The organism is Actinoplanes sp. GCM10030250, from assembly GCF_042666575.1.
Taxonomy (GTDB): Bacteria; Actinomycetota; Actinomycetes; order Mycobacteriales; family Micromonosporaceae; genus Actinoplanes.
In genome coordinates, this window is sequence record NZ_JBHTDO010000004.1 from 14862 (window position 1) to 41738 (window position 26877).

Consider the following 26877-nt stretch of genomic DNA (forward strand, 5'->3'; position numbering starts at 1 on the left):
TCTCGGTCGCCCTGTTCTCTGGTCGCCCTGTTCTCTGCTCGCCCTGTTCTCTGGTCGCCTCGCGTTACTTCTTGGTCGCCTCGCGTTACTTCTTCGTGGCTGACAGCACCAGGTTGAAGCCGGTGTCGGCGGCCAGGATCGGGTCGGCGAAACCGGCCTCGGCGAGCAGGCCGAGGCGCTCGGCCGGACCGCCGAGGGTGCCCAGCCCGTAGGCGCCCGGCTGGCTCAGTGAGCCGGGCGTGCACAGGGCGGCCGAGGAGGCGTACCCGATGCGGGTGATCGGCATCCCGATCGTGCTGGTCCAGTCGTCGGCCGACCACGGCTCCACGGCCACCACGACCCCGCCCGGGGCGAGCGCGCCGTACGCCGCCCGCAGCGCGGCGGCCGGGTCACCCAGGTCGTGCAGGGCGTCGAAGAAGACCACCACGTCGAACGGGCCGTGCGCGCCGATCGCTGCCGAGTCCGCCGCGTGGAAGGAGACGTTGGCCGGACCGCCGGACTCGATCGCACGGGCCCGGGCGGTGGCGATCGACGGCTGGTGCCGATCAAACCCGGACACCGTCGACGACGGCCAGGTCCGGCCGATCAGCCGGCTCGCGAAGCCGTGCCCGCATCCGACGTCGGCGACCCGGGCACCGGACTCCAGCTTGGCGACCAGGCCGGGGACGGCGGGGAACCAGGTCTGTGCGAGCTGGTTGACGTAGGCGGTCCGGAAATACCGCTCGATGCCGTGGTACGTGCAGCCCGGCACCTCCTCGTGATCCAGTCCACCGTCGCCGCGGAAGGCCTCCTCCAGCTTCTCCATCGACAGGAAGTACCCGGCGATGATCTCGCCGGCCGCCACCACGTACGCCGGGGAGTCGACCACCGACAGCGCCAGCGCGTGCTCCAGCGGCAGCTCGAACGTGTCACCGCCGGAGGTGACGTAACCGGACACGGCCTGCTGCCGCAGCCACTCGGTGACCAGGCGCGGGTGCAGGCCGGTCCGCGCGGCCAGCTTCTCGGCGGTGATCGGGCCGGCGCCGGTCATGGCCTGGAACAGGCCGAGCCGGTCGCCGAGAACGGTCATCGCGGTGCTCGCCGCTCCGGCGAAATCGGTGATCAGACGGCCGACGAAGGCTTCCACTCGGGCCTCGTCGACGGTCGGTGCTTGCTGCGTCTCAGTAGTCATGCTCCGACAGTGCGGGGCGGTCCTTGCTCGCTTCTTGCCCGCTCCTTGCTCAGGCCGGCCTCGTGTGCTGACCAGACCTTGCTGAGGGCGGTCCGGGCGGAGCCGATGATCGAGGCGGTGTCGGCCGGGCCTGGTGGCGGTGACTCCACGCCGTCGCGCAGGCGGGCCAGCCTCTCCCGGTCCGGGCCCATCACCGCGGGCGCCATCGGGTTCGCGGCGGCGGCGCGGACCAGCATCGCGGCAGTCACCGGGTCGCCGAGGGCGGCGAGGAGCTCGGCGGTGAGCCGCAGCATGGTCCACACCTGGGCGGTCATGTTCGCGTCCCGGACCGCGAGGACGACGTCTCGGCAGGCGGGTACGGCATCCGCGTACCGGCTCAGCCGGATCAGGACCGCGGCGCGGGCGACACGGGCCACGTTTGCTGTGTAGACCTGGTTGGCCCGGTCGCTGGCGGCGATCGATCGGTCGTACCAGGCGAGTGCCTGCTCCGGGGCGCTGCCGGCGAGCAACTCCCCACGGGTGAACGGGACGAAGCCGTCGAGGCCCTCGGTGTGCAGGTGGTCGGCGTACCTCTCCAGCCGGCGCCGGCCCGCCTCCGGGTCACCGCCGTAGGCGTCCATCAGCGCGGCGCAGCAGATGCCGGTGGCCCGCGCCCACCGTGGCGCACCGTGGTCGCCGGCCATCCGCTCGGCATCGGCATGCACCGCGCCGGCCCGGCCGGCGAACATCCCGTTGGAGATCCGCACGATGAGCGCACCCCAGCGCAGCGGATGATCATCCGGCATCCGCTCGAGAGCCGCGCTGAGCAGCCGGTCCGCCTCGGGCAGATCGCCCCGCAGCCACTCGGCGTTGCCGGCGGCGAGGGCGCGCAGCACGTCATTCTCGGTCTCCACCCGCTCCGGGGCCCAGCCGGCCAGCTGCTCGGTGAGACCCGGGTCCGGGGCGTCCGAGCCGATCACGGCGAGCAGGGCGGCCAGCCGGGGGCCGTCGTCGTGACCGCTTTCGCCCAGCCAGGCCAGCGCCTCCTGAAGGTTCGGCAGCTCCCGGCGCAGCACGGGGGTGGTCCAGGGGTCGCGGTCACGGCCGCGTTCGACGAGTTCGGCGGCGAGAGAGAGCATCCAGCGGGCGTGCGCGTCGCGGGCGTCGCGCTCGCCGTCCGGCCCGAGGTGCCCGAGACCGACGTGGCGCACGGTCTCCAGCAGCCGGTAGCGCGGCGGGTCGGCGGCCAGGTCGCAGGTGACGAGCGAGGCGTCCACCAGCTCGGCGAGCAGTTGCTCGGCGTCCGGGGCGGCCGGGATCGCTCGGCGGGGGGTGAGGTGGGGCAGGGCTTCGAGGGTGAAGCCGCCGCGGCAGACCGAGAGGCGGTCGAGGAGGTGCTGGGCGGCCGGGTCGAGGAGGCGGTACGACCATTCGACGGTTGCCGCCACCGCGGTCGCCCGGTCGCCTCCCCTGGCCGGGTCGAGCACGTGGAGTCCGGCGCCGAGCCGGTCCCGCAGGTGGGCGAGCCCGAACACCGCCTCGCGGCGGGCGGCGAGTTCCACAGCGAGTGGGAGGCCGTCGACAAGTCGGCAGATTTGGGCGGCCAGGTTCCGCGTACGCGAATCGGCAGTGAAATCGGCGCGCAGCAACGCCGCGCGGTCGCAGAAGAGCGCCACCTGATCGTCGGCCGGCAGCGGGCCGAGGCGCAGCACCCGTTCGCCGGCCACGCCGAGACGCTGCCGGGAGGTGGCCAGCACCGTCACGCCGGGGCAGCGCACGACAAGTTCCTCGACAAGCGCCCGGACCGCGTCCAGCAGATGCTCGCAGTTGTCCAGAACCAGCACCGCGGGCGCCGCACCGAGCCGTTCAGCGAGGGCGGCCACGCCGCCGTGCGGTGCGGTACGCAGGCCCAGCGCCCCCGCGACGGCAGCCGCGACATCGGCCGGCACGGAACGTTCGGCGAGTTCCACCACCAGCTCGCCGCCGGTGAGCGCCTCGGTCATCAGCCGCGTCTTGCCGACACCACCCGGGCCGACGAGCGTGGTGATCCGGCCGGCGGCCAGGGCGTCACGCAGGGAGGCCAGCTCGGTCGCCCGCCCGAAGAAGCGGTCAGCCCGCCGACGGGCACTCCCCGTCGCCGGTTCGTGGCTGATCGGGATGTCCTGCGCACGGGATGCTTGCGGTGATGTCCGCCGGGGTGGGCGCAGGGCCGGGTCGTCGCTGAGGATGCGCTGCTGGAGGTCGGTCAGGGCGGGTGAGGGATCGATGCCGTGGCCGTCAGCGAGTCGTTCCCGGAACCTCCGGGCGGTCTCCAGCGCCTCCGGGGTGCGCCCGGAGGCGTGCAGCGCTCGCATGAGCAGCAGTTGCGGCCGCTCCCGGAGGGGCTCCGCGGTGGCCAGCGCTTCCACGTCGGGCAGCGCGGCGGCGGCGTCCCCGGCGTCAAGCCGCCTCTCCAGGTGTTCCTCGCGCAGGTGACGCCGCCACTCCATCAGCCGTGCGATCTCGGGGGCGAAGGCCAGCCGATCCGCCACGTCCGCCAGGGGATCACCGCGCCACACCGCCAAGGCTTGCGCAAGGGTGGCCGCGGCCTGGTCCGGCTCCTGGCTCCGGGCCAGTGCGGCCAGGTGCTCGACCCGCTCGGTGTCGATCACCGCGGTGAGCCGGTAGCCGCCCGGCTCGCGGGTGATCGCAGTCCCGCCGGTGTGCCGCCGCAGCCTCGACACGTAGCTGTGCAGGTTGCCGATCGCGTTGTCCGGCGAGTCGCCCTCCCACAGGGCGCCGAGGAGGTCGATGACCGGAACTGGTCGCCCGCCGGCGAGGGCGAGCCGGGCGAGCAGGATCCGCTGCGGTGCACCGGGGAGCGCGATCGGCACGCCGTCGCGGCGTAGCTCGACCGGCCCCAGCACGCCCACCCCGATGCTCACCGCGCCATTCTCGCCAGTCCGCTCCCCGCGAACCAGTAGGTTTCCCGCCCCGTCGAACCGGGGGCGGATCCCGGTTCGGGTTACCGGGGCGTCGCTGGGGAGGCGGACGCGCGTTGACCGTACGTGTCAACCACCCGCCGCCGGATCGCCGCGCTGCTCATCGTCGCCGCAATGATGCAGGGTTGCTCGGTGCCCCTGCCCGTGCCGCCGGCCACCGTCGCCCGGTACGACTTCGACGAGTACGCGGAGTGGCATGACAGGTCCGGCCGGGGTCCCGATCTCACCGTCGCCGGCAACAACACGGCTACGGCGGTGCACGTGCCGCATGGCCGGGGCAGGGCGATCCGGTTTCCTGAGCCGTGTCGTGTCAAGCCTTGCCCGCGGCTGATCCTGCGCACACCGAGCCGCCCGGATCTGCAGCCGGGCAGCCGTGACCTGCGGTTCGGCGCCAGCGTGCGGCTCGCGCCCGAGTTCACCAGCGAGGGGCAGAACGTCCTGCAGAAGGGTTATTCGACGGAGGGCAGTCAATACAAACTGCAGATCGATGGGTACGCGGGACGGCCGAGCTGTGTTCTCGTCGGTGCGCCGGACCGGCTCATCCGGCGGGCGGTGGCCGATGTGATCGTTTCCGACGGGCGCTGGCACCGGCTGGAGTGCCGGCGTACCGGAACGGCGTTTCTGGTTCTCGTCGACGGGACACCGCGCGGTGCGGTGCCGGTGCCGTCCGGGCTGACGGTCGCCGACGACGATCCGCTGCTGATCGGCGGCAAGAGCGTCTCGCAGTCCAACGACCAGTTCCACGGCTCCGTCGACGACGTCTGGATCGCGATCGACTGAGCCTCGCCCGTGGCGGGTTCGCAGGGCGGCGCAGGCTGGGCCTCGCCCCGTGGCGGGAGCGAGACGCGGCACGGGCTGGGACGGGTCGCGCGGGTTCGGGAGGTGGCACAGGGCGGGACGGTAGGGTCTGCCGGTGCGTACGAAGCAGGAGCTGACCGAGGCAATCCGGAGCGAGCGGCGGGCGGCGCTCGTCGTCAACGCGCGGTCCCGCCGGGGGCGGCAACTCTACGAGGACGCGCACGCCAAGCTGGTCGCCGCCGGCTTCAAGCTGCTCGGAGCGTACGCGGTGGAACGCGACCTGGAGAAGTCCCTGGCCGACGCCATCGCGCAGGGCCCGGACCTGCTCGTCGCCGGCGGCGGTGACGGGACGATGAGCACGGCCGGCCGGATGCTCGCCCACCGCGACATCGCGCTCGGGTTGCTGCCGCTCGGCACCACGAACAACTTCGCCCGTACCGTCGGCATCCAGCCCGGCCTGGACGAGTCGATCGGCACCCTCGTCGACGGCGCGGTGATCGACGTCGACCTCGGCATCGCCGGGGACATGCCGTTCACCAACCACGTCGGGGCGGGGCTCTCCGCGGAAATCATGATCAGCGCGCCGAGCCGGCTCAAACGGTTTGCCGGTCGTCTTGCGTACCCGATCACTGCTCTCGGTCTTCTCACCCGGCACCGCCCACTGCGCGTGACGGTCCGCGCTGAAGGCCGGGAACTGGTCTTTCAGACACACCAGGTGTATGTGGCGAACGGCGGCTTCCACGCCGGCCGCCCGATCACCGCCGACGCGCACGCCGACGACCGGCTGCTCGTCGCCTACCCGGTCGGCGATGCCACCCGGCGCGGGCTGCTCCGCGAGACCGCCCGCAACGCACTCACCGGCCACCGGCGCACCCTGCACGAGCGGCCGTTCCTCGCGGTCAGCGAACTGTGGCTGGAGACCGACCGCCCGGCACACGTCGAGGTGGACGGTGAACCGTGCGGCCAGACGCCGCTGCGGATCGCGCTCGACGCCAACGCCCTGCGGATCATGGCACCGCCCGGAACGCCGGACCATTAGGGACAGCCTCGATCCGCTGTGTCCGGCATACTCGGGCACGGAAGGCCCCTCGCTGCTCGCCACCTGCGACAGGAGTGTGCCATGTCAGCGCTGACCCGAACTCTCCGACGGACGGCCGTCACGCTGGTGACCGTCGTGCTGGCCGTTCCGCTGAGCGCCGCCGCGGCGCCCGGGCAGGCCACCCGGACACCGGCCCTCACCGATCCACGGCCCTGTGCCGAGATCGCCACCTTCACCTGCTCCTTCCTGACCGTGCCGCTCGACCGCGGCGGCCCGGCCGGGCACCTTGCGATTGCGCGTGGCGGTCGCCGGCAACGCGGACGCACCGCGCGGTGTGCTGATGGTCCTGTCCGGCGGGCCCGGGCAGCCCGGCCCCGCTCTCGTGCCGCGGATCTCCCAGCGGCTGTCGTACCTGCTCGCCGACTACCGGATGGTCATGATCGATCAGCGGGGCACCGGTGCCGGCGCGATCGACTGCCCCCGGTTGCAGGCGGAGGTGGGCTCGTCGGACATCACACCGCCGTCGGCGGACGCCGTCCGGCAGTGCGCGGACCTGCTCGGCGCCGACCGGCACCACTACACCACCGCGGACACCGTGGCCGACCTCGACGATCTGCGCCGCGCGCTCGGTGCGGCGCGGTGGACCCTCGACGGCGTCTCCTACGGCAGCTTCGTCGCGGCGCAGTACGGGCTGACCCACCCGCACCGGGTGAGCCGGATGGTCCTCGACTCCGTCGTACCGCAGCACGGTCCGGACGCGCTCTACCTCGACAGCCTCCACCGGGCCGGCTCGGTGCTGCGCAGCGCGTGCCGGGAGCAGCAGTGCGGTTACGACCCGGCCGCCGAACTCGCCGCCGTGGTGCGCCGCCACGACAACGGGGTGGGCGTACTCGACCTGCTGGTGATCGCGAGCATCGTCGACCCGAAGCTCACCGGTGCCACGTTCTATCCGGTGCTCGCCCTGTTGCACCAGGCCGCGCAGGGGGATCCGGGCCCGCTGAACGCCGCGATCGAGGAACTGCGGCACGGCGCACCGACCGCGCCGGGCGAGTACAGCGCCGGGCTGCACGTGGCGACGCTCTGCGCGGACCTGCGAAGCGCGCCGTGGGGCGATTCGAGCACGCCGGTGCGCGTACGGGACGAGGCTGTGGACCGCGCGCTGGACAAGATCTCCGCTGCTGAGGTGTGGCCGTTCGAACCGGAGACCGCGGTGGAGCAGGGCATCGTTCAGGGCTGCCGGCACTGGCCGGTGTCACGGCCGAACCCGCGGCCACCGTACTCGCGGCTCACCATGCCGGTGCTGATGATCAACGGTGACCGTGACCTGTCCACGCCGCTGGAGTGGGCCAGGGAGCAGGCGGCTCGTACGCCGCACGGCCGGCTTGTTGTCATCGCGGGCATGGGGCACTCGATCCAGGGCCGCAACGCCGAGGGTGACCAGGTGGTCCGGGAGTTCCTCACGGGTTGACACGAAGATGCCCGGGAGCTGGTGCTCCCGGGCATCCTGTGCGGGTCAGGCCGAGGTGGAGACCTTCTCGTCGGGGGCGTCACCGGAGGAGGCGGAGACGGCGTCCGCCTCGGCGAGGATCTCGGCGTCCTCGTCGCGGTGGCTGCGGTACTGCTTGATCGAGTAGACGAGCGCCGCCGCCCAGGCAACGTAGATGACCGCGTAGAAGCCGTACCGGACGGTGTCGGAGGCGTCGATCCAGTCGCTGCGCAGCAGGGAGCGCGAGTTGGTCAGGATGATCAGACCACCGACGGCGGCGCCGAGCACCCGCGGCGGGATGTGCCGGACCAGCCAGGCCGCGATCGGTGCCGCGATGACGCCGCCGATCAGCAGGGCCAGGACCCAGGCGTAGTCGATGTTCTCCGAGCCGATGCCGACGATGAAGCCGAGGCTCGCGGCGACGGCGACCAGGAACTCGCTGGTGTCGATCGAGCCGATGGTCTTGCGGGGCTCCAGGCGGCCGCTGGCGAGGATCGCGGGCGTGCCGACCGGGCCCCAGCCACCGCCGCCGGTGGAGTCGACGAAACCGGCCACGAGGCCGAGCGGGGTGAGGAACCGCTTGCGCAGTGGCTTGCCGAGCTGCCCCTTGGGCAGGCCCTGGAACGTGAAACGGATGAAGACGTAGAGGCCGAGCACCAGCAGGATGACCGCCATCAGCGGCGCCGCGGTCTCGGTCGAGATGCTCGAGAGGAACGTCGCACCGGCGAACGCACCGACGGCGCCCGGCACACCGATCTTCAGCACGACCTTCCAGTCGACGTTGCCGAAGCGCCAGTGCGAGAAGCCGGAGACGAGCGTGGTGCCGATCTCAGCGAGGTGAACGGTGGCGGACGCGGCCGCTGGGTTGGTGCCGATGGCGAGCAGCAGGGTGGTCGAAGTCACGCCATAGGCCATGCCCAGGCTGCCGTCGACGAGCTGAGCCCCGAGCCCGACGAGGGCAAGGAGGAGAAGTTTCGTCATGTCGTCACCGCCGTGGTGTATGGGGGGTTTTCAGTCCCGTCGGCCGCATTGCCGACCTGCTATGCCTAACCTGTATTTCCTATTTATTGGGTCGGAGATTAGTACGCGGCGCAGCAGACGGCAAGCAGGCGTCCACATGCTGTGAGCGGTGGCGGGTCACCTACCCTGTTGCGCATGGCTGACGCGGACGATGTACGCCGGCTCGCCCTGGCGCTGCCCCACGTCGCGGAGATCGACAGCGACGGCTTCGACTTCCGGGTGGCGAACAAGGGTTTCATCTGGTCTTATCCGGAACGCCTTCCGGGCAAGCCGCGGGTGATCCGGACCGACGTGGCGGTGCTCTTCGTCGGCAACGAGGCCGAGAAACAGGCGCTGGTGCTCGGCGAGCCGGACCTGTTCTTCACGACACCCGGCTACCAGGGCCTGCCGCTGGTGATGCTGCGCCTGCCCGCGGTGACGGTGGACCGCCTTACCGAACTGATCACCGACGCGTGGCGGATGCGCGCCCCCGAGGAGATCCAGGCGGAGCTGGGCGCCTGACCCTGTGGGTTGCCCATGAAGAGCTCGTTTGCTTAGGTGAGCCTTACCTAAGCAAGGATGGCTGACTATGACGCTCGACATCACCGCGCCCGCCGAGGAACTCGAGAGCGCGGTCATCATCACCGCGCCCTCCGAAGAACTCGACAGCGCGGTCATCATCACCGACAAGGTCGACATTGAGGCGCTGGCCGCGGTCTACCGCCGGGTGCACGCCGCTGACATGCACCTTGTCGATCACAGCACGCCTACGGTGGAGGAGCGCCTGCGGGCCACCGCGGAGGCGGACGGCTTCGTGGCGGCGCTCGGATTCGTGGGCGGGGAACTGGTCGGCACCGTGATGGGCTGCCCGCTCCCGCCGGAGACGCTGTGGTGGCGGGACCTCACCGACGTCAGGGACCCGGAGCTGGCGGTCGAGTGGGAGGGGCGGACGTTCGCCGTGGTCGAGGCATTTGTGCTGTCCGAGCATCGGCGGCATCGGCTGGGCGTACGGATGATGTCTGATCTTTTGGAAGACCGCCGGGAGGAACGGATCTCGCTGGCGGTGACCGAGACGAATGTCCGGGTTTGGCGTGCGCTGCAGCGGCTGCGGTTTCAGCATGTTGGGGATCTTGTGCCGTTTGCGGGGTGGCGGTCGCATCGGATGTTGGTGCGAGATCTTCCGCTGAGTTCGTCTCGCTGAGCTTGCCCTGCCGTCTTCCTGCGGCCGGGGCCGTCCGATGCTCCTGCAGCCGGGGCCATCCGGTGGGATGGCCCCGGTGGCTTTCAGGAGTTTTGCGAGGCCTGGGAGGCTTTGCGGTAGGCGAGTAGGCCGAGTACCAGGGCGGCGATGCCGGCGACCAGGCCCGCGATACCGAAGGCGGTGCCGTTGCCACCCTCGTCGTCCTCGTCGACCGCCGCCACGACGTCCTCCGCGGGCGCCGAGGCGGGGGCGTCGGCCGCGGCGGCTGTCAGCTTGAGTACGGGGGCGGGGCTCTCCGGCTCGGTGCCGTCGGTGCTGGGCTCGTCGATCCAGCGGACGACATCACCGTTGGAATAGGTCTGCAGCGCCTTGAACACCATCTGCTCGGCGGCCGGCAGCGGGCCGAGCGACACGTCGAACTCCTGGAACGTGCCAGGCTTGATCTCCGAGCCGGCCGCCGCCGTCCAGGTGATCTTGGTGACGGCTTCGGTGATCTCGGAGTCGTGCGCCTTGATCGGTGTCGCCAGCTTGGTCTTGACCGGCACCGCGGTCCAGCCCGGAACCGGCTTGAGCGACACCGAGGCGACCGGGGCGTCGGCCGGCAGGTTGACCTCCAGCTTGGTGGTCGAGGCGCTGTCGCTCTCGTTCGGTACGCGGAACGTCACCTTGGTGTATCCGCCCTGCGTGGCGGTGCCCGGGTTCACCGTCACGTGTGCGGCCGCGGGGGCGGCCAGGGCGAGCACGAACGCTGCGGCCAGGGAGGAGATGGCAGCGGTACGCCGGAGGGTCTGCTTCATCACGGAACCTTTCACGCCTTGCGGCGACGAACTCACGCCTTGCGGCGACGGACGGATCACGCTTTGCGACGACGGACGAACAGGAAACCGGCGAGGCCGGCCAGAACAATGACGACGCCTACCGCGACTGCGATGGTCGTGGTGTTGGATGCCTTCTCGGCGGCGGGGGACGCTTGCTGAGCGGCGGGGCTCTGCTCGGCGGCGGGGCTCTGGGCGGCGGCTGGGCTTTCCGCCGCGGCGGGGCTCTCGGCGGCCGGGTTTTCTGCTGGGACTTCTGCCGCCGGGTCGTCCACGGTGAACTGGTACGAGCCCTTCACCGTGTGCCCGTCGGTGGAGACGACCTGGTAGGCGACGGTGTAGACCCCGTTCGCCAGGGTGCCCTCGAGCTTGATCGAACCGGTCGCGTCCTTCACCTCCGGCTCGGAGGCGGCCACCTTCTGCTTCGCGGCGTCGCTGACGGTGATGGTCGTGTAGCCCGGGTCCAGCTTCTGCAGGAATCGCAGCTTGACCTCGGTGGGCGCCTTCTTCAGCGTGGCCTTCTTCGCCGGCGATGCCTCGGCGAGCGCGTTGTGCGCCCAGGCCGGGGAGCCGGGAACCAGGAAGCCGAGCGCCACGACGAACAGGGTCGCTACGAAGGCGGCCGCCCGCTGAGCCGGCCGTCCGCGGTGGGGCCGGGTGCGATGGCGGAGATCGCTGATCCGATCGGTGTCGTCCATTCGTTCAGTAAATCCTTTTCGGCCAGACGTCTTTGAATCGGGAGGAGCCCGGCGTCACGAGGTCGAACTCGCTGACGCCGCCGGCACGCGTGGCGCCCGGCTCGTAGCGTCTCAGCATCGCCCTCCTCCGGCTCGGGAACGCCCGTTAGTCGCTGCCCGTCCCGGTTCAGTTCCCGAAAAGTTTCGCGGCGCCCTTTCTGCGAGGTCCATGGTCCGTTTTGCGAGGTTGGCACGGCCGTTTTGCGGCGTGATCAGCTCGCACGCAACGTCAATGTGTGCAGCTACCAACGCTGGTTCGGCGGTCACGGCGGCGTTTGTGGAGCCGGTGCTCGTAGGCCATGCCGCGCAGCACCGTGACCGCCCGCCCGAGCAGTGACGGGTTCACCAGGGTGAGGAGGTGGGTCAGGAGGGCTGAGAGTACGAGCGTGCCGGTGGCGGCCAGGGCGATGCTTGCGCCGGCGGCGATGTTCCAGCGGGCTGAGGCGTACAGGCCCGCGACGCCGCTGGCTGTTGCGAGAGCCATGGCCAGCGGGGTGATGACGGCGAGGCGGGTGGACCACAGGCGGGCGGCAGCGGCGGGGGCGACGATCAGGGCTACGGCGAGGATCGTGCCTACGGCGGGTACCAGGGTCACCACCACTACCTCGATGAGCAGGAGCAGGAGGAGGGTCCAGGCGCCGGTGGGTAGGCCGGCGGCGCGGGAGCCGGTGGGGTCGAAGCCGGTGAAGAGAAGGGGTCGGGCGCCGGCGTGTAAGGCTCCGGCGACGACTGTGAGGACTATGGCTGTGGTGATCAGGTCGCGTGTGGTGACGGTGAGGATGGAGCCGACCAGGTAGGAGGAGAGGTCTCGGCTGAAGCCGCTGCGGGTGGCGATCAGGGTGGCGCCGAGGGCGAAGCCGGCTGAGAGGAGTACGCCGGTGGCCGCGGTGGCGTTCTGGCCGGGGCGGCGGGTGAGGGCGGCGACGCCGAGGACTACGGCTGTCCCGGCGATCATTCCGCCCAGGAGGAGGTCTACGCCGATGAGGGCGGCGAGTACGACTCCGGGGAACGTGGCGTGGGTGAGAGCCATGGTGAAGAACGACAGTCGGCGCAGCACTACGTGGACGCCGACCAGGCCGGCGAGTGCACCGGCGAGTACGACCTCGGCGATCGCTCGATGCAGCGCGTCATCCCACCAGCTCATGAGGTGGCCTCAAGAAGACCCGGGCGAGCCGGACGAACTGGACGGGGGCGGCGGAGTCGATCCAGGACGAGCAGGGTGAGGTAGGTGGCGACCAGTAGTAGGACGACGGTGGGGGCTGAGGGCAGGGTGATGGCGTGGTTTACGGAGGCGTACCAGCTGGTCAGGAGGCCGGTGTAGCCGGACAGCAGGGTCAGGGCGGTTCCGGTGAGGGCCATCAGGGCCGGGCGGTGGGTGAGCAGGCGGGCCGCGGCGGTGGGGACGATGAGCAGGGCTACGACGAGGATGGTGCCTACGGCGCGGACGGCGGCTACCACGACGAGCGCGATGATCACGTTCAGGGCCAGGTCGAGGGGGAAGACGCGGTAGCCGGCGGCGGCTGCGGCGGTCGGGTCGAAGGCGCGCAGGAACAGGGGGCGGGCGGCGAGCGCGAGTAGAGCTAGGAGGAGGGTCGCGAGTGCGGCGGTTTCGGCTATCTGCTGTGGGGTCACGGTCAGGAGGCGGCCGAAGAGGAAGGAAGTCAGGTCTGAGGTGTAGGAGGTGCGCCTCGAGACGAGCACTACGCCGACCGAGAACATCGCGGTGAGCACTACCGCTGTGGAGGCGTCGTCGGTGACTGTGCCGCCGCGGGTCAGGACGGTGAGGATTACTGCGGTGAGCAGGGCGGCGACCAGTGCACCGGGGAAGATGCCGTCCACTCCCCCGGCTACGAAGCCGATCACCACGCCGGGGAAGACGGTGTGGGTGAGTGCGTCCGAGACGAAGCTCAGCCGGCGGGTGAAGACGAAGACGCCGACCGGGCCGCAGATCAGTGCGAGCAGGGCGAGCTCGGCGAGGGCGCGGGCCATGAACGGTACGGTGAACGGCTCGATCACGGTTCGACCAGCACTGTCGAGCCGTCGGCCAGGGTGACGATCCCATGCCGCGGCGAGCCGTCGGCCAGGGTGACGATCCCCTGCCGCGGCGAGCCGTCGGACAGGGTGACGATCCCCTGCCGCGGCGAGCCGTCGGTCAGGGTGACGATTCCGCCGTAGGCCTGACGTAACGGGGCGGCGGCCAGTACTTCGGCTGGTGGGCCGACTGACCACTGGCGGCGGTTGAGCAGGCAGATCAGGTCGGCGAAGTCGCGGGCCAGGGTGAGGTCGTGGGTGCTGAGTACCAGTGTGGTGCCGGAGGAGGTGAGTTCGCGCAGGACGGTCAGGATCATTTCCTGGCTGAGCGTGTCGACGCCGTTGAACGGTTCGTCCAGGAGGAGCAGCTGGGGCTGGGAGGCGATCGCGCGGGCCAGTAGGACGCGCTGCCGCTGACCGCCGGAGAGCAGGCCGAATCGGCGGGCGGACTGGTCGGCGAGTCCTACCTGGGCGAGGGCTTCGCGGGCGGCGCGGCGGTCGGCGGCGCCGGTGGGACGGAACCAGCCGAGTTTGCGGTAGCGGCCCATCAGCACCACCTGGCCGGCGGTGACCGGGAAGTCGGGGTCCAGGTCGCCGACCTGCGGGACGTATCCGCAGAGTTCGCGGGCCCGGGAGGGGGTGCGGCCGAAGATTCGGGCGGTGCCGCCGAGCACGTCGGCCAGTCCGACGACCGACTTGATGAGTGTGGACTTGCCGGCGCCGTTGGGGCCGGCCAGGGCCAGGCGCCGGCCGGGTGGCAGGTCCAGGTGCACGTCGGTCAGTACCGGCGAACCGTGGTAGCCGACGGTGACACCGGTGTAGGAGAGGGCGGTCATCAGCTCAGCGCTTCGACGATGACCCGGGTGTTGTGCTCCTCGGCGCCCAGGTAGGTGCTCTGCGGGGTGCCTTCGGCGCCCAGGCTGTCGCCGAACAGGGCGTTCTCACCGGCTACCACCTTGACGCCCGCCTGCTGGGCGATGGTTTCGGCGCTCTTGGCGGGCAGGGAGCTCTCCGCGAAGATCGCCTTGGCGCCGGTCGACCTGATCTTGGTGACCAGGTCGGTGAGCTGGCGCGCGGAGAGTTCGGCCGAGGTGTCCAGGCTGGGGATCACCGAGCCGACGAAGTCCAGGTCGTAGCGGGCCACGTAGTAGCCGAAGGCGTCGTGGTTGGTGACCAGCTTGCGGTTGGTGAGCTTGGCGAAGGCGGCGGTGTTGTCGGAGATGCCGCCTCCTCAGAGGACTCCTCGTGGGAAGACTCCTCGTGAGTGTGGCCGCCCTCGCGCAGGGGCACGCCCTGGCTGGAGTCGACGATCGTGCCGGAGAAGCCGGCCGATTCGATGGTGCGGTCCAGCCACTCCTCGAGGCCGACGCCGTTCTTCACCACGAGTTTCGCCTCGCCGATGGCCTTGAGGCCGGCGGGGGTCGGCTCGTACTCGTGGGGGTCGACGTTCGGCTTGATGATCTGGGTGACCTGGACTCGGTCGCCGCCGACGTTGCGGACGAAGTCGGCGACCTCCGGCGTGGTCGCGACCACCGCGAGCTGTGCGGCCGTCGAGGCGGCACCGGCCTCCGACTCCGGGGAACCGCAGCCGGCGAGAAGGAGCACGCCACTGAGAAGGGTGGCGGCGGCAAGGCGGGAGGCGGCGGAACGAGGGGCAACGGAGGGAACTGCGGAGAATCGCATCACCCGGAAAACGGTAATGGTTTTCAACAATCATCGTCTAATGACTGTATGACCATATGTTCATCGATGCGGCCGCCATTCTCATGCACATTTTCTGATATCAGCAGAACCGCATGTAAGGAATGAGCTTTTTTCAACGTGGCGAGGGCCTCGGGGGCCGGCGCCCGACGATGACCCGGCAGCTTCGGGCCCGATGCCGGGTTGAAATTGCTCATTGGAGGCGAGCCAGCACCCTCAGAAGACGGTCGATCTCGGCGGGAGTGTTGTAGATGTGCGGGCTCACCCGTACCGAAGAGGTCTTTTCCCCTTGCTCCGCCTGGCAGTGACCGTCGGCCCGGACCAGGAGGCCCTCGCTCGCCAGGATGAACCCGAGGTCGTTGGAGCCGATCGAGCGGTGCCGGAAGGTGACGATGCTGTGCCGCCGCTGGACCGGCGAGTCGGCGGCCAGGCTGGTCTGGCAGCCGAGGATCTCGTAGGCGGGCATCGCGGCGAGCCCGGACGTGAGGCGCAGCTCGAGGGCCTGGTTCCAGCGCGCGATCCGTTCCAGGCCCGCGTCGTCGAGCCAGTCCATGGCGGCGGCCAGGCTGATGATGCCGCTGGTGTTCGGTGAGCCGCTCCAGCCGGCCGGCGCGTAGGCGGGGCCGCGCCGGTTGCGCGCCCAGATTGCTCCGATTCCGGGGAGCGCCATCATCTTGTGGCCGGAGAACACCACGAAGTCGACGTCCAGCGTGTCCAGAGAGATAGGGACATGTCCGGCGCTCTGGGCGGCGTCCAGGCAGATCGGTACGTCCGGACCCGCCAGCGCCCGAAGCCGGTGCACGTTCATGTCGCTGCCGTACACGTGGTGCACGTGGGTGGCAGCGATCATCCGCGTCCGGGGCCCGACAACGAGGTTGCGGTGGTCGTAGTCGTGCGCCACGTCGTACGGAATCGCCCGCACCGCAGCCGCCGCCAGCGCCGCGGCCTCGACCCAGGGCAGGGTGTTGGCGGTGTGGTCGGCGAAGGGCACCAGGATCTCGTCGCCCGGCTCCAGCTGGGGCGCCAGCCAGTCGCGTGCCACCGCCCGCAGCCCCTCGGTGGTGCCGCTGACGAAGTGCACCCCGGAGGTGTCCGTCATGTCGCCGAGGAAGCGTCGCACCTGCTCACGGGCCTGTTCGATGCGCGCGGTGGTGCGGTTCGCCCACGGGTAGGTGCCGCGGGCGGCGTTGGCGTTGCCGGTGGTCAGGTAGTCCATGACGGCGTCGAGCACGGCCTGCGGCTTCTGCGACGTGGCGGCGCTGTCGAGGTACGCCACGTCCGGGTTCCCCTCGATCATCGGGAACTGTTTGCGCAGCTCACACTGCCAATCACCAAGATCATCCAGTACGGTCATCGTCAGTCCCGGACCAGCGGGAGGCCGGCGTCCCGCCACGCGATCACGCCGCCGTCGAGGGAGTGCACGTCCGGGTGGCCCATCCGGGTGAGCAGGGCGGCGTAGGTGGCCGACTTCTCGCCGACCGGGCAGACCAGCAGCACCGGCTGGCGGCGGCTGAACGGGAGCCCGGCGTGGAGCAGGTCGGCGAACACCTCGTCGACGATGTTGATCGAGCCGTCGATGTGGAGGGCCTGGTAGGCGTACGGGCTGCGCAGGTCGATCACCAGGGCACGCTCGGCGAGGACGCGGGCGGCGTCGACGGTCAGCGAGGAGACCGACGTGAGGTCGCCGGCGGAGACCGAGGCGACCGAGTGCGGGCGAGGCGGGCGGCCGAACAGCTCGGGGCGGCGTTCGCGCAGGTAGCTGAGGTAGGACTCGACACGATCACAGACGATGAACACCGCGGTCCGGCGGGAGGTCAGAGCAGGGTCGACCGTACGCAAGAACCGCACCGCGCCCTGGAAAGCGCCACCGCCCGTCGGCCCCGCCAGCGTGCCGCACCGGCGCACCAGGGTGAGCAGACCGTCGATGGCCTCGTCCGCGCTGATCGTCTCGATGGCGTCGTAGACGCCCGGCTCGAAGAGGCCGACCTCGTGCACCTCGTCGATCGTGCGGATACCGGGGATGAAGTCGCTCTTGGCCGCGACCAGGCCGATGACCCGCGTGTCCGGGTTGTGCTGACGCAGCGCGCGGGCCACACCCGTCGACGATCCGGCGGTGCCGACGCAGGCGATGAAGTAGTCGGGTGCGACGCCGTCGAGGTCCTTGATGATCTCCGGACCGGTGCCGGTCAGGTGGGCGTCGGCGTTGAGGCTGTTGAAGTACTGGTCGGTGTGGACGTAGCCGTTGCCCTCCTCCTGCAACAGCACGTGCATCCTGGTCAGCGGATCGTCGGTGTCGGAGGGGTCCAGGCACTCCGACCGGCCGGGCAGCTCGTCGATCTCGGCGCCGAGCAGCAGCAGGAGGTCCTTGATCTCGGGGACCCTCATGCGGTTGGTGACGCTCTTGAACGACAGCCCGTACATCCCGGCGATCAACGCGAGAGCCTTCGCCGTGTTGCCGCTGGAGAGCTCGACGACGGTGTCCCCGCGCTCGACGGCACCGTCCAGCAGCGGGCGGACCATGCTCCACGCGGCCCGGTCCTTCACCGAGCCGAACGGGTTGAGAAGTTCCAGCTTGGCGTACAGGTCGATGTTGCGCAGGCCGTGCACGGCCGGGTCGATGCGCACCAGCGGCGTGTTACCGATGGCCTCGGTGATGTCGTCGAATCTCATGGCTCCTCCGGGGGCGGCAGGTGGACGGGCCAGTAGTTCTCGTCGAGGCACCAGCGCCACGCCGCGCCGGAGCGGTAGAGCGCGACCTTCCTGCCGGGCGGCCGGTGCAGGGCTTCGGTGGCGGTGAAGTCCATGAAGTAGCCGGCGGCGTTGACGAAGACGAGCAGGTCACCGGGTTGCGGGGTGCCGGTCAGCGCGACCTTGCGGCGGGTGATCAGGTCGGATTCGAGGCAGAGGTTGCCGAGCAGGTAGGCGGCCGACGGCGCGGTCCCGGCGTTCCGGGAGATCAGCACCGGGTCCATCTGCACACCGTGTTCCTCCAGAGCGACGTCCCGGGCGTTGAGGTCGAGCCGCACCAGCTCGCCGTCGGTGGCGACCACCCGGGCGACCACCAGGCCGCACTGGTCGAGGAGGGCCCGGCCGGGCTCGACGTCCAGGTCGTACATGTGGTCGAGCAGCAGCTCACCGAGCGGCCGGCGCTGCCCCGGCGCCTGCGTGGCGAGGAGCTTGTCCAGATAATCCGCGCCGGCTACCGGGCGATGTGACGGGTACAGGTTCAGCGAGCCGCGCAGCTTCCCGGCCTCGGCACGCAGCCCGTAACCATGACCGTTCCAGGTCAGCGGCGGCCGGTTGCCCAGCACCGCCTGGGCCAGCTCCGACGTCCACGCCTCCCACTCGGCACCGTCAGCCAGGTAGTTCACGCCGAACCCGCCGCCGATGTCCACCGACCACGGCCGCAACCCGGCCGCCCGGCACTGATCCAAAGCCGCCAGGCACCCCTCCAGGGCCACCGCCTTCTCGCGCAGCTCAACCGTGTCCAGGTGGTAGGACACCCCGGCGAACTCGAGCTTCCCGGCAAGATCCAAAGCCTGATCAAGAGCATTCACCGGTACGCCGAACCTGCTCCGCCTGCTCATCACCCGCACACCGCCGGACTCGAACCCGGAGAGCCGCACCATCACCCGCGGTCGTGGCAGCCGGTACGCCGAGACCAGCGCGGAGAGCTCCCGCAGCTCGTCCAGCGAGTCCGCGTTGACGATCACGCCGGTGCGCGCCGCCAGCCAGAGGAACTCCCGGTCCTTCGGGCCGGTCGCCATGATCCGATCCGGGGTGAAGCCGGCGCCGAGCGCGTGCTGGAGCTCACCCAGCGACGCCACGTCCACCCCGGCCTCACCGGCGGCCAGCTCCCGCAGCAGCGCCGACGACCGGTTCGCCTTGTGCGCGAAATAGATCTTCCCGCTGAGCCGGTGCCGCCGATAGGCCGCGCGGAAGGCCGCGACGTTGGCACCCACCCGTTGCGGCAGAACCACGTTGACCGGCGAGCCGAGCCCGGCAACGAGTTGTCGCAGCAATTCGCCGTTCTCGAGAACGGATTGAGTCAGCTGATCAATTCTCGGAACCAGGGAAAGCACTGTGGAAATCCTTCCGGCGTGCTCCCAACGTATCAAACAGTCCGCAAATCCAATGTGTGCCAGATCGCTCTTTCCCGGCCGCCGGTGGACCACCACAGCATCCCGTCCCGGGTGGCGGCCAGGTTGGCGGCCCGCGCGAGATCGACCGTCTTCGCGGAGACCAGATCGTGGACGACCAGTCCCGCCGTACCGGTCACGTCGGAGTCGGGACGAGGCTCGGAGAGCACCTCGAACCGGTCCAGCACCGCGACGTCGGTGACGGCGGACTGGGCACCGGAACCGGCGATCCGCCGCCGGTCCGCGCCGTCCGGGCGCATCATGTCGATCCGGGCCAGGCCGTCGGCGTTCATCACCATCACCCGGCACCAGGCGGGACTGCACATGTTCCACTCGGGACCGGTGGCGGTGATCCGCTGCTCCCGGCCGGAGGTCATGTCGCGCATCCGGATGGTGCCGGCCTGCCCGCCGACGTCGTCGGTGAGCCAGGGCCAGGTGGTGAGCGCCCACTGGCCCTTCTCGGTGCGGACCCGGACGTCGCCGCCGGTCAGCGCCACGGAGCGGATCTCGGTGCTGGTGTTGTCGCCGGCCGCCCAGTGCACCCGGCCGTCCGCTACCACCAGGTCGTGCTGGTTGCCGTAGAACAGCACGTTGCCGGTGTCGGCGGTCAGGCGGCGGGGTGGGGTGTCGCTGTCGAGTGCGGCGGTCCAGATCTCGGTCGGGCGGTTGCCGCCGCCATCGCCGCCATCGGACGTCTCGGTCCAGAGGAGGTTGTTGCCGGCGGCGGTCAGGTTGTCGAAGCGGGGCTCTCCGGCGTCCGGGACGCTGCGCAGCTCCCGGATGCCGCCCGGGTTCTCGATGAGCAGGCGGACGGAGCCGCCCGCGGTGACCGTGCCGACCGGGGTGGTGGCGTTGAGGAACAGCAGGGGTTCGACGGTCAGGTCTCGCAGGCCGGCCCGTTGCGCGGCGGGCCAGGCCTGGTCAAGGGTGGGGCGCCCGGGTGGGGCGGGTGTTGCGGCCTCCGGTGCGGGCAGGCTGCCGGCCAGCAGGGCGCCGGCGGCTACCAGGGCGGTGAGCAGGGCGATGCGGGAGCGGGTGGTCACTCGTAGGGCCGTTTCGGCGGGGTGATCGGCTGCCACCCGGTGACTTCGAGGTAGGCGATGTCCGCCTGGTTGACCGGGTCCGTTCCGCGTTTCGGGCTGTGGGTGCCGGTGACCCGCACCCACGTTCCGGCGGGTACGTCGAGGACGGGACCGCCGCTGAGCCCCACCTTGATCGGGCGGCCGTCGGCGGCGCAGCAGCTCACCACGATCCGGGCCAGCATCGGTGCGCCGTCCTCCCCGGCGGCCACAAATCCGGTCAGCTGGACGCGGCGGCCCGCGAGACTGCGGCCGTCGTCGTAGAGCGCCCGCGACGCGTAGTCCAGCAGGCCTATCGGTGCGGGGTCCTCCGTGGGCAGCTCGGAGTAGTCGGAATCGGTCACCGGCACGGTTCCTGACTGGCCGGCCGTGAACGAGCCCAGGGCTGGTGGCGCGACCAGCAGCAGGCCGAGCACCGGCAGAATCAGCAGCCAGCCGACCCGCGGCTCGTGGTGGTGGTGATCAGGCGGGTCATCCGACGGGCGAAGCTCGTACCAGAGGGTGGCGACGGCGGTGACCACCAGCACGGCGCCCGCCACTAGAAGGAACGGGCGCAGGCCCTCCTTCACGTAGCGCAGGTAGAGATCGGACAGCGACGCCTTGAGGATCGCGCCGCCGAAGAGCAGCAGGACGACCGCCTGGGCCTGCCGGTTCACCGCGATCCTCCCCGGCGCTTCCCGCGTGCGGCCGTCACAGCAGCATCACTCCGGTGGCCGAGCCGACCAGTACCGCGACGGCGAACGTCACCGGGGCGAAGCGGGCGGTGAAGCGGCGCCCGAACACGCCCGCCTGCATCGAGATCAGCTTGAGGTCGACCATCGGGCCGACGACGAGGAACACCAGCCGCGAGGTGAGCGAGAACTGGGACAGCGACGCCGCGACGAAGGCGTCCGCCTCGCTGCAGATCGAGAGCAGGACGGCGAGTACGGCCAGGGCGAGCACCGACAGGACCGGGCGACTGGCCAGGGTCTGCAGCCAGGCCTCGGGGACGATTACGTTGATCGTCGCCGCGGCTGCCGCGCCCAGCACCAGGAACCCGCCGGCATGCACCACGTCGTGCCGGCACGACGACCAGAACGCCCGCCCGCGCGGGGCCCCGTCAAGATCCGGCCGGTGCGGCAACTTGATCCACTCGGCGCGTCCGAGCCGGAGCCACAGCCAGCCCATCAGGACCGCCACCACCAGGCTCGCCCCGCCGCGCGCCACGACCATCGCCGGGTCGTCCGGGAACGCCACCGCCGTCGCCGTCAACACGATCGGGTTGACCGCCGGTGCCGCCAGCAGGAACGCCAGCGCCGCTGCCGGTGTCACCCCGCGCCGGATCAGCGAACCCGCGATCGGCACACTCCCGCACTCGCACCCCGGCAGGACCACGCCGGCCACGCTCGCCGCCGGAACCGCCAGCGCCGGATGCCGCGGCAGCGCCCTCGCCCAGAACGACCGCGGCACGAACACCGCGATCACCGCCGACAGCAGCACCCCGAACACCAGGAACGGCACTGCCTGCACCAGCACCGACACGAACACCGTCGTCCAGGTCTGCGGGCGCTCCCCGCTCACCAGCCCCGACAGCGGCCCCCGGAACACCACCACCAGCACGAGCAGCGCGGCCAGGACCTCCACCGACCCGATCCCCCGGGCCCGCCAGGGGCGCTCCACCTCACGCTCCACAGTGCGCGTCTCGGTCACGCTCGCTCCCCCGCCGCCGGTTCAGCGACAAAACCTACCGGCTGGGCGGCCCGCTCCCGCTCCTCCGACGCCCTCCCGGACAAGAAAACCCCTTATCGGGTACGGGCTGAGCGCTCCGGCCGGCGACCACGCAGCTTATCCGTCACCGGTTATGTGCCTGAGCGCCAGCCGAGCAACCTTGAGCTCGGCGGAACGGGACCGCGGGTGTGGGGAGTCATGAGCCGGCGGCGAGGGACGGCCGGGAGGGGGCGCCTGGCTGGTCCGCGTCGGCAGAGGAGGGCTGGGGACGAGCGTACGAAAGAAGGGATTGTAAAGGGTTATGGGCTTGCGGCTAGGAAGAGGAAGACCGCTAGGAGGCCCAGATGGAGGCCGCCGTGGAGGATGTTGGCGCGGCCCGGGACGACGGTGAGGGTGCCGACCACGACGGTGAGGACGAGCAGGACCATCTGGGTGCCGCCGAGGCCCAGCAGCAGGGGGCCGTCGAGCCAGATCATGGCGATGGCGATGGCCGGGATGGTGAGGCCGATGCTGGCCATGGCTGAGCCTAGGGCGAGGTTCAGGCTGGTCTGGACGCGGTCGCGGACGGCGGCCCGGATCGCGGCGATGGTTTCCGGGAGCAGGACCAGTAGGGCGATCACCACGCCCACGACGGAGTGGGGGAGGCCGGCCGCGGCGACGCCGGATTCGACGGCCGGTGAGATGCCCTTGGCGAGGCCTACGACGGAGAGCAGGGCGACGAGCAGCAGGCCGAGGCTGATCAGGGTGGTGCGGCGCGACGGCAGGTCGACGTGTTCCTCGGCGTCGATGACCTCGCCGGAGGTGGTGATCGGCATGAAGTAGTCGCGGTGGCGGCGGGTCTGCACGGCCACGAAGAGCAGGTAGAGGGCGAGCGAGACGACGGCGGCGAAGGCCAGCTGGGCCGGGGAGAACTGGGGGCCGGGGCGGCTCGTCGTGAACGTCGGGAGCACGAGGCTGAGGGTGGCGATCGCGGCGACGGTGGCGAAGGCGGAGCCGGTGCCCTCCGGGTTGAAGACGGCGACGCGGCGGCGGAGGGCGCCGACCAGCAGGGAGATGCCGAGGATGCCGTTGCAGGTGATCATCACGGCGGCGAAGACGGTGTCGCGGGCGAGGGACTGGGAGCTCTCCCCGCCGCTGATCATGAGGGTGACGATCAGGGCGACCTCGATCACGGTGACCGCCACGGCGAGGATCAGTGAACCGTACGGTTCACCTACCTTGTGCGCCACGACCTCGGCATGATGGACGGCGGCCATCACGGCACCGCCGAGCACGATCGCCACGATCACCACGACGGGTGGCGGCAGCTCGCGTCCCCACGTCAGGACGAGCGCGACAACGGCAAGAATCGGTACGTAGATGGTCCAGCGGGACAGATGTGTGAGGATCTTCGGCATCACCTGCCAACTCTGCCAAAGCTGAGGTCGGCCCGCTCAACTCTCGTCGGACAAACCGGGCCGCCGGCGGTCGGAGTGACCAAGATCGCGCTCCGGAGCCACCCGGTCACGGACGAGACGCTTCAGGTGCGGCAGCTCGGGGAAGCCACCCTCGGCCTTGCGGGACCATAGGGTCTCACCGTCGAGCCGCACCTCGAAGACACCGCCGACACCGGGCACCAGGGCCACCTCGGCGAGCTCCTTCGGGAAGGTGGTGAGCAGCTCCTGAGCGGTCCAGGCGGCACGGAGCAACCAGCGGCACTGGGTGCAGTACTCGATTTCCACGCGTGGCTGTCGCACGGCTGAGCATTCTTGCATGATCATGGGCTGAACGTGTCGAAGTCGGGAGAAGCAGTTGAAACGAGCATGGGTTTTCGTCGCCGCGGCGATGGCGGTCGCCGTGGCCGGCTGTTCGGGGTCGGACGCCGGCGACGCCCCGCCCCCGGCGGCACGCGACTACGTGGCGCTCGGCGACTCGTACGCGTCCGGCCTGGGCGCCGGGAACTACCTGAACACCGAGTGTTTCCAGAGCAAGGACAGCTCGTACCCGCAGCTCTGGGTGAAGTCCCGGCCGGCCGGCACGCTCGGGACGGTGACCGACCGTACGTGCAGCGGCGCCCTGATCAAGAACGTCCGCGACACCCAGCTCGATGCGATCAACGCGGACACCGGGTGGGTGACGCTCACGGTCGGCGGCAACGACGCCGGCTGGGTCGGCGCGCTCCGGCAGTGCCTGCTCGGCAACGACCAGACCTGCCGGTCGACGGTGACCCGCTCGGCGAGCGATGCCGAGGCGATCCTGCCGGACGAGCTCGACAAGCTCTACACGGCGATCCGCAAGCGGGCACCGGACGCGAAGGTCTACGTCCTCGGCTACCCGCACCTGGTCGGCGCCGGCACCGGCGCGGGCTGCGAGTCGCTGCCCGAGTCCCGTCGCGAGATCCTCAACGAGGGCTCGGACAAGCTCGCCGAAACCATCAAGGCGGCGGTCGGCAAGCACGAGGGGTTCACGTACGTGGACGTCCGCAAGGCGTTCGAAGGGCACGAGGCGTGCACCGGCTCGCCGTGGATCCACTCGGTGCGCGACGAGCTGTCCGAGTCGTTCCATCCGAACGCGGAGGGCTTCCAGGCGTACGCGAAGGCTCTGGCCGAAGTCACCGGCTGACCTTCTGCCGCTCACCGGGGGTTCGCCGGGGGTCCGCCGGCCGGACGCCTGCCCGGGGTGCGATGGGCCGTGCACCACGCGAACCACTACTACGGCCACACGTATGTGCTGGCCAGGTACTGCGGATATGCCGGAGCCGACCCGCCCCGGATCCGCGGGTACCTGCAGCACGGATGGAACATCGGGGACGGGCTGGCGCCGGACCACGAGTTCGTCCCCGGGATCGCGACCTTCGTCTGGAGCGAGCGGACCCGGCGGCGGGCGTGGTCGATGGGGCGGCGCCAGGTGTACGTGACCGGGTCACCCTGGGCGTATCTGCTGTCGCTCTCCCCCGCGCCTTCCCCGGCGCCCTCCCCGGTGCGGGAGGGGACGATCTGGTACCCGTTCCACGGCTGGGAGGGCCAGCACGTGGAGGGGGACCACGACCGGCTGATCGCGGAGATCCGGGACACCGAACCGGGGCCGGTCACGGTGTGCCTGTACTGGCAGGAGTACCGGTCGGCGCGGGTGCGGCGGCGCTACGAGCGGGCCGGGTTCCGGGTGATCTGCCACGGGTACCGCGGCGGCTGGTACCGCGACCTGGACCCGTCGTTCCTCGACCGGCAGCTTGCCGAGCAGCGCAGACATCAGCGGGTGGCGTCGAACCGGCTGTGCAGCGCGCTGCTCTACGGCACGCTCGCCGGGTGTGAGCCGGCGGTGTACGGGGACCCGATGCAGCTGCGGGACGAACGTGATCTGTTCGGCGGGCGGTCGCGGATCCGGCGGCAGTGGGCCGAGATGCACGGTGCCGCGGTGGACGTGTCCGTTGCGCGGGAGATCGCCGTGGAGGAGCTCGGTGCTGACCGGCTGCTCCCGCCGGGCGAACTGCGCCGGCTTCTGAACTGGGAGGTCCCGGCGTGACGCCGCTGCTGCTCGGCGGGGAGATGCCGCACTGGTCCGACGCGTCGCCGGTGGGCGGGGCGGCACTGCGGGAACTGGTGGGGGCGGCGCGGGGGCACACGCTCGTGGTGGGGCCGCACGATCCCGCTCTGATCGACGGGATACCGGCCCGGCATGTGACGGTGCTGGTGCGGGGGGTGCCGGACGCGGAGGCGCTGGCTGCCCGGTACGCGTCCCGGCCCGGGATCGAGGTGTGCTGCGGGAGCCTGGAGAAGCTCGCGGCGGTTCCGGCGTACGACACGGTGATCGCTTTGGACGGGCTGGACCGTACCGGGTCGACCGAGACGGCCGACATGTCGTGGGCGGCGGGGTTCTCCCTGCTCCTCGCGGTGCTGCGGCCGGGCGGGCGGCTGCTGCTCGGGGTGAGCAATCCGGTCGGGGTGCACCGGCTGCTCGCGTACGCCTCCGAGCCTGGGAATGCGGAGTGGGCGGCGCCGCCGGAGGACGATCCGACCCGGCCTGCCGGTCCGGCGCGGATCGGTGAGCGGGTGCGGGAGGGCGGGTCGGCGGTGCTGCGGATGTACGCGGCCTATCCGTCGCCGCGGGAGCCGAGGGTGCTGCTGAGCGAGGGTGTGCTCGAGGCGCCGGGGCTTGCGGGGTACGTGTCGGGGGTGCTGCGCCGGGCGGGGACGTCCGGGGAGCGGATGCTGGCTGATCCGCGGCCGGTGTCGGTGCAGCTGCTGCGACACGGGCTGGCGGCCGGGCTGGCTCCGGGGTGGGTGGTGGTGGCGGGTCACGGTGGGGCGGTGCTGCCGGAGGCGGTGGTGGCTGAGGGGTCGTCGGTGCAGGTGCTGCATCGGGCCTCGGCTGACTGGATTCGGGTCGCCGGGGCGGGGCGGGCGGGTGAGGTGGTGCCGGCGGGGAGGTGCCTGCACGATCTGCTGCTGGCGGCTCTTCGCGGGCGGGACATGGGGCGGGTGCGGGGGTTGCTCGGCGCTTGGCAGGGCGGGGAGTTCGCGGGGGTGGACGCCGACGCGATCGTGGTCGATGTTGAGGGGCGGCTGCACGGGCTCGCCGAGCCATCGGGGCCGGGCGAGGCGTTCGGGCGATTCGTGCGGGCGGTGGGGGATGAAGGGCAGGGTCACCTGTGGCCGCCGGGCGAGACTGCAGCGCGGCCGTCGCCGGAGGCGTTGCGCGAGGTCAGTGCGGCGCACGACCGTCTGGCGCGGGAGCTTGACGAGGCAAGGGCACAGGCTTCGTGGTACGAGGGACGACTCGCCGTACGGGACGCTGAGCTGGCCCGCGCCTACCGGATCATCGGATTGCTCAAGGGGACGGTGCCGGGACGGGCTGCTACCGCGGTGCGGGGCGCTCTCCGCACCGGGAAGCGAGCAGCCCGCACAGCCCTGAATCGCATCCATCCCAACCACTGACCCCCGCCCCCGCAGCAGCAGTGGGGCCAGCCGGGGCGGGGGGTTGGGGTGAGGTGGGGCACGGCAGGTCAGCCCGGCGGGGGCCGGACGGTCTGGAGTGG

Annotated in this window: 26 protein-coding genes; 8 read left to right on the forward strand and 18 right to left on the reverse strand. The window is 70.9% G+C overall.

Going from position 1 to position 26877, the window contains the following annotated elements; translation table 11 throughout:
• Positions 1-85: 85 nt before the first annotated feature.
• A complete protein-coding gene (locus ACFQV6_RS07990) occupies positions 86-1171 on the reverse strand; it encodes a class I SAM-dependent methyltransferase (protein WP_378026706.1) in 1086 nt (361 codons plus the stop codon).
• Positions 1168-4074, reverse strand: coding sequence for a BTAD domain-containing putative transcriptional regulator (locus ACFQV6_RS07995; protein ID WP_378026707.1), 2907 nt, complete (start codon positions 4072-4074; stop codon positions 1168-1170). Before ACFQV6_RS07995 ends, ACFQV6_RS07990 begins: the two co-directional genes overlap by 4 nt.
• 123 nt (positions 4075-4197) lie before the next feature.
• Here ACFQV6_RS07995 and ACFQV6_RS08000 point away from each other — a divergent pair, with 123 nt between their 5' ends.
• From ACFQV6_RS08000 to ACFQV6_RS08010, 3 genes are all read left to right on the forward strand, one after another.
• Positions 4198-4911: a LamG-like jellyroll fold domain-containing protein gene (locus tag ACFQV6_RS08000; RefSeq protein WP_378026708.1), complete on the forward strand. Its 714-nt coding sequence runs from the start codon at positions 4198-4200 to the stop codon at positions 4909-4911.
• Positions 4912-5044: 133 nt separating this feature from the next.
• Complete coding sequence (locus ACFQV6_RS08005) at positions 5045-5968, forward strand: diacylglycerol/lipid kinase family protein (protein ID WP_378026709.1); 924 nt, start codon at positions 5045-5047, stop codon at positions 5966-5968.
• Between the two features lie 298 nt (positions 5969-6266).
• Positions 6267-7436 (forward strand): alpha/beta fold hydrolase, encoded by a 1170-nt coding sequence (locus tag ACFQV6_RS08010; RefSeq protein ID WP_378026710.1) that lies wholly within the window; start codon positions 6267-6269, stop codon positions 7434-7436.
• A gap of 45 nt (positions 7437-7481) precedes the next feature.
• Here the strand turns inward: ACFQV6_RS08010 and ACFQV6_RS08015 are convergent, their stop codons facing one another.
• Complete coding sequence (locus ACFQV6_RS08015; protein WP_378026711.1) at positions 7482-8435, reverse strand: sulfite exporter TauE/SafE family protein; 954 nt, start codon at positions 8433-8435, stop codon at positions 7482-7484.
• A 174-nt stretch (positions 8436-8609) separates the two neighbouring features.
• Between ACFQV6_RS08015 and ACFQV6_RS08020 the strand changes: the two genes are divergently transcribed.
• Both ACFQV6_RS08020 and ACFQV6_RS08025 read left to right on the forward strand, forming a co-directional pair.
• Positions 8610-8975 (forward strand): MmcQ/YjbR family DNA-binding protein, encoded by a 366-nt coding sequence (locus ACFQV6_RS08020; protein WP_378026712.1) that lies wholly within the window; start codon positions 8610-8612, stop codon positions 8973-8975.
• 67 nt (positions 8976-9042) lie between these two features.
• Positions 9043-9654 (forward strand): GNAT family N-acetyltransferase, encoded by a 612-nt coding sequence (locus tag ACFQV6_RS08025; RefSeq protein WP_378026713.1) that lies wholly within the window; start codon positions 9043-9045, stop codon positions 9652-9654.
• Positions 9655-9737: 83 nt separating this feature from the next.
• On the opposite strand, the gene ACFQV6_RS08030 is transcribed toward ACFQV6_RS08025, so the two are convergent.
• From ACFQV6_RS08030 to ACFQV6_RS08100, 15 genes are all read right to left on the reverse strand, one after another.
• On the reverse strand, positions 9738-10451 hold the full coding sequence (locus tag ACFQV6_RS08030) for a YcnI family protein (protein ID WP_378026714.1): 714 nt from the start codon (positions 10449-10451) through the stop codon (positions 9738-9740).
• Positions 10452-10507: 56 nt separating this feature from the next.
• Positions 10508-11065: a copper resistance protein CopC gene (locus ACFQV6_RS08035; protein ID WP_378026963.1), complete on the reverse strand. Its 558-nt coding sequence runs from the start codon at positions 11063-11065 to the stop codon at positions 10508-10510.
• 370 nt (positions 11066-11435) lie between these two features.
• Positions 11436-12350, reverse strand: a complete 915-nt coding sequence (locus ACFQV6_RS08040; protein WP_378026715.1) for a metal ABC transporter permease — start codon at positions 12348-12350, stop codon at positions 11436-11438.
• Positions 12347-13222, reverse strand: a complete 876-nt coding sequence (locus tag ACFQV6_RS08045; protein WP_378026716.1) for a metal ABC transporter permease — start codon at positions 13220-13222, stop codon at positions 12347-12349. The genes ACFQV6_RS08040 and ACFQV6_RS08045 overlap by 4 nt, the downstream gene beginning before the upstream one ends.
• Positions 13219-14073, reverse strand: coding sequence for a metal ABC transporter ATP-binding protein (locus ACFQV6_RS08050; RefSeq protein WP_378026717.1), 855 nt, complete (start codon positions 14071-14073; stop codon positions 13219-13221). The genes ACFQV6_RS08045 and ACFQV6_RS08050 overlap by 4 nt, the downstream gene beginning before the upstream one ends.
• Positions 14073-14459, reverse strand: coding sequence for a metal ABC transporter solute-binding protein, Zn/Mn family (locus ACFQV6_RS08055; protein ID WP_378026964.1), 387 nt, complete (start codon positions 14457-14459; stop codon positions 14073-14075). The genes ACFQV6_RS08050 and ACFQV6_RS08055 overlap by 1 nt, the downstream gene beginning before the upstream one ends.
• Positions 14345-14920 carry a metal ABC transporter substrate-binding protein gene (locus ACFQV6_RS08060; RefSeq protein WP_378026965.1) on the reverse strand — a complete coding sequence of 192 codons (576 nt, stop codon included), beginning with the start codon at positions 14918-14920 and terminating at the stop codon, positions 14345-14347. Before ACFQV6_RS08060 ends, ACFQV6_RS08055 begins: the two co-directional genes overlap by 115 nt.
• Before the next feature lie 211 nt (positions 14921-15131).
• A complete protein-coding gene (locus ACFQV6_RS08065) occupies positions 15132-16292 on the reverse strand; it encodes an aminotransferase class V-fold PLP-dependent enzyme (protein ID WP_378026718.1) in 1161 nt (386 codons plus the stop codon).
• Positions 16293-16294: 2 nt separating this feature from the next.
• Complete coding sequence (locus tag ACFQV6_RS08070) at positions 16295-17608, reverse strand: pyridoxal-phosphate dependent enzyme (protein ID WP_378026719.1); 1314 nt, start codon at positions 17606-17608, stop codon at positions 16295-16297.
• Positions 17605-18960, reverse strand: coding sequence for a Y4yA family PLP-dependent enzyme (locus tag ACFQV6_RS08075; protein WP_378026720.1), 1356 nt, complete (start codon positions 18958-18960; stop codon positions 17605-17607). Before ACFQV6_RS08075 ends, ACFQV6_RS08070 begins: the two co-directional genes overlap by 4 nt.
• Before the next feature lie 92 nt (positions 18961-19052).
• On the reverse strand, positions 19053-20120 hold the full coding sequence (locus ACFQV6_RS08080; protein WP_378026721.1) for a hypothetical protein: 1068 nt from the start codon (positions 20118-20120) through the stop codon (positions 19053-19055).
• Positions 20117-20812, reverse strand: a complete 696-nt coding sequence (locus ACFQV6_RS08085; protein ID WP_378026722.1) for a TIGR03943 family putative permease subunit — start codon at positions 20810-20812, stop codon at positions 20117-20119. The genes ACFQV6_RS08080 and ACFQV6_RS08085 overlap by 4 nt, the downstream gene beginning before the upstream one ends.
• A gap of 34 nt (positions 20813-20846) precedes the next feature.
• Positions 20847-21845: a permease gene (locus ACFQV6_RS08090; RefSeq protein ID WP_378026723.1), complete on the reverse strand. Its 999-nt coding sequence runs from the start codon at positions 21843-21845 to the stop codon at positions 20847-20849.
• Between the two features lie 317 nt (positions 21846-22162).
• Positions 22163-23260, reverse strand: coding sequence for a calcium:proton antiporter (locus ACFQV6_RS08095; RefSeq protein WP_378026724.1), 1098 nt, complete (start codon positions 23258-23260; stop codon positions 22163-22165).
• Between the two features lie 36 nt (positions 23261-23296).
• Positions 23297-23599: a SelT/SelW/SelH family protein gene (locus ACFQV6_RS08100; protein WP_378026725.1), complete on the reverse strand. Its 303-nt coding sequence runs from the start codon at positions 23597-23599 to the stop codon at positions 23297-23299.
• Between the two features lie 55 nt (positions 23600-23654).
• Between ACFQV6_RS08100 and ACFQV6_RS08105 the strand changes: the two genes are divergently transcribed.
• The 3 genes from ACFQV6_RS08105 (at position 23655) to ACFQV6_RS08115 (ending at position 26776) form a co-directional block, all read left to right on the forward strand.
• A complete protein-coding gene (locus ACFQV6_RS08105) occupies positions 23655-24464 on the forward strand; it encodes an SGNH/GDSL hydrolase family protein (RefSeq protein ID WP_378026726.1) in 810 nt (269 codons plus the stop codon).
• 69 nt (positions 24465-24533) lie between these two features.
• Entirely contained in the window at positions 24534-25364 is an 831-nt protein-coding gene (locus tag ACFQV6_RS08110; RefSeq protein WP_378026727.1) for a hypothetical protein, read from the forward strand.
• Positions 25361-26776, forward strand: coding sequence for a hypothetical protein (locus ACFQV6_RS08115; protein WP_378026728.1), 1416 nt, complete (start codon positions 25361-25363; stop codon positions 26774-26776). The genes ACFQV6_RS08110 and ACFQV6_RS08115 overlap by 4 nt, the downstream gene beginning before the upstream one ends.
• Positions 26777-26877 lie beyond the last annotated feature (101 nt).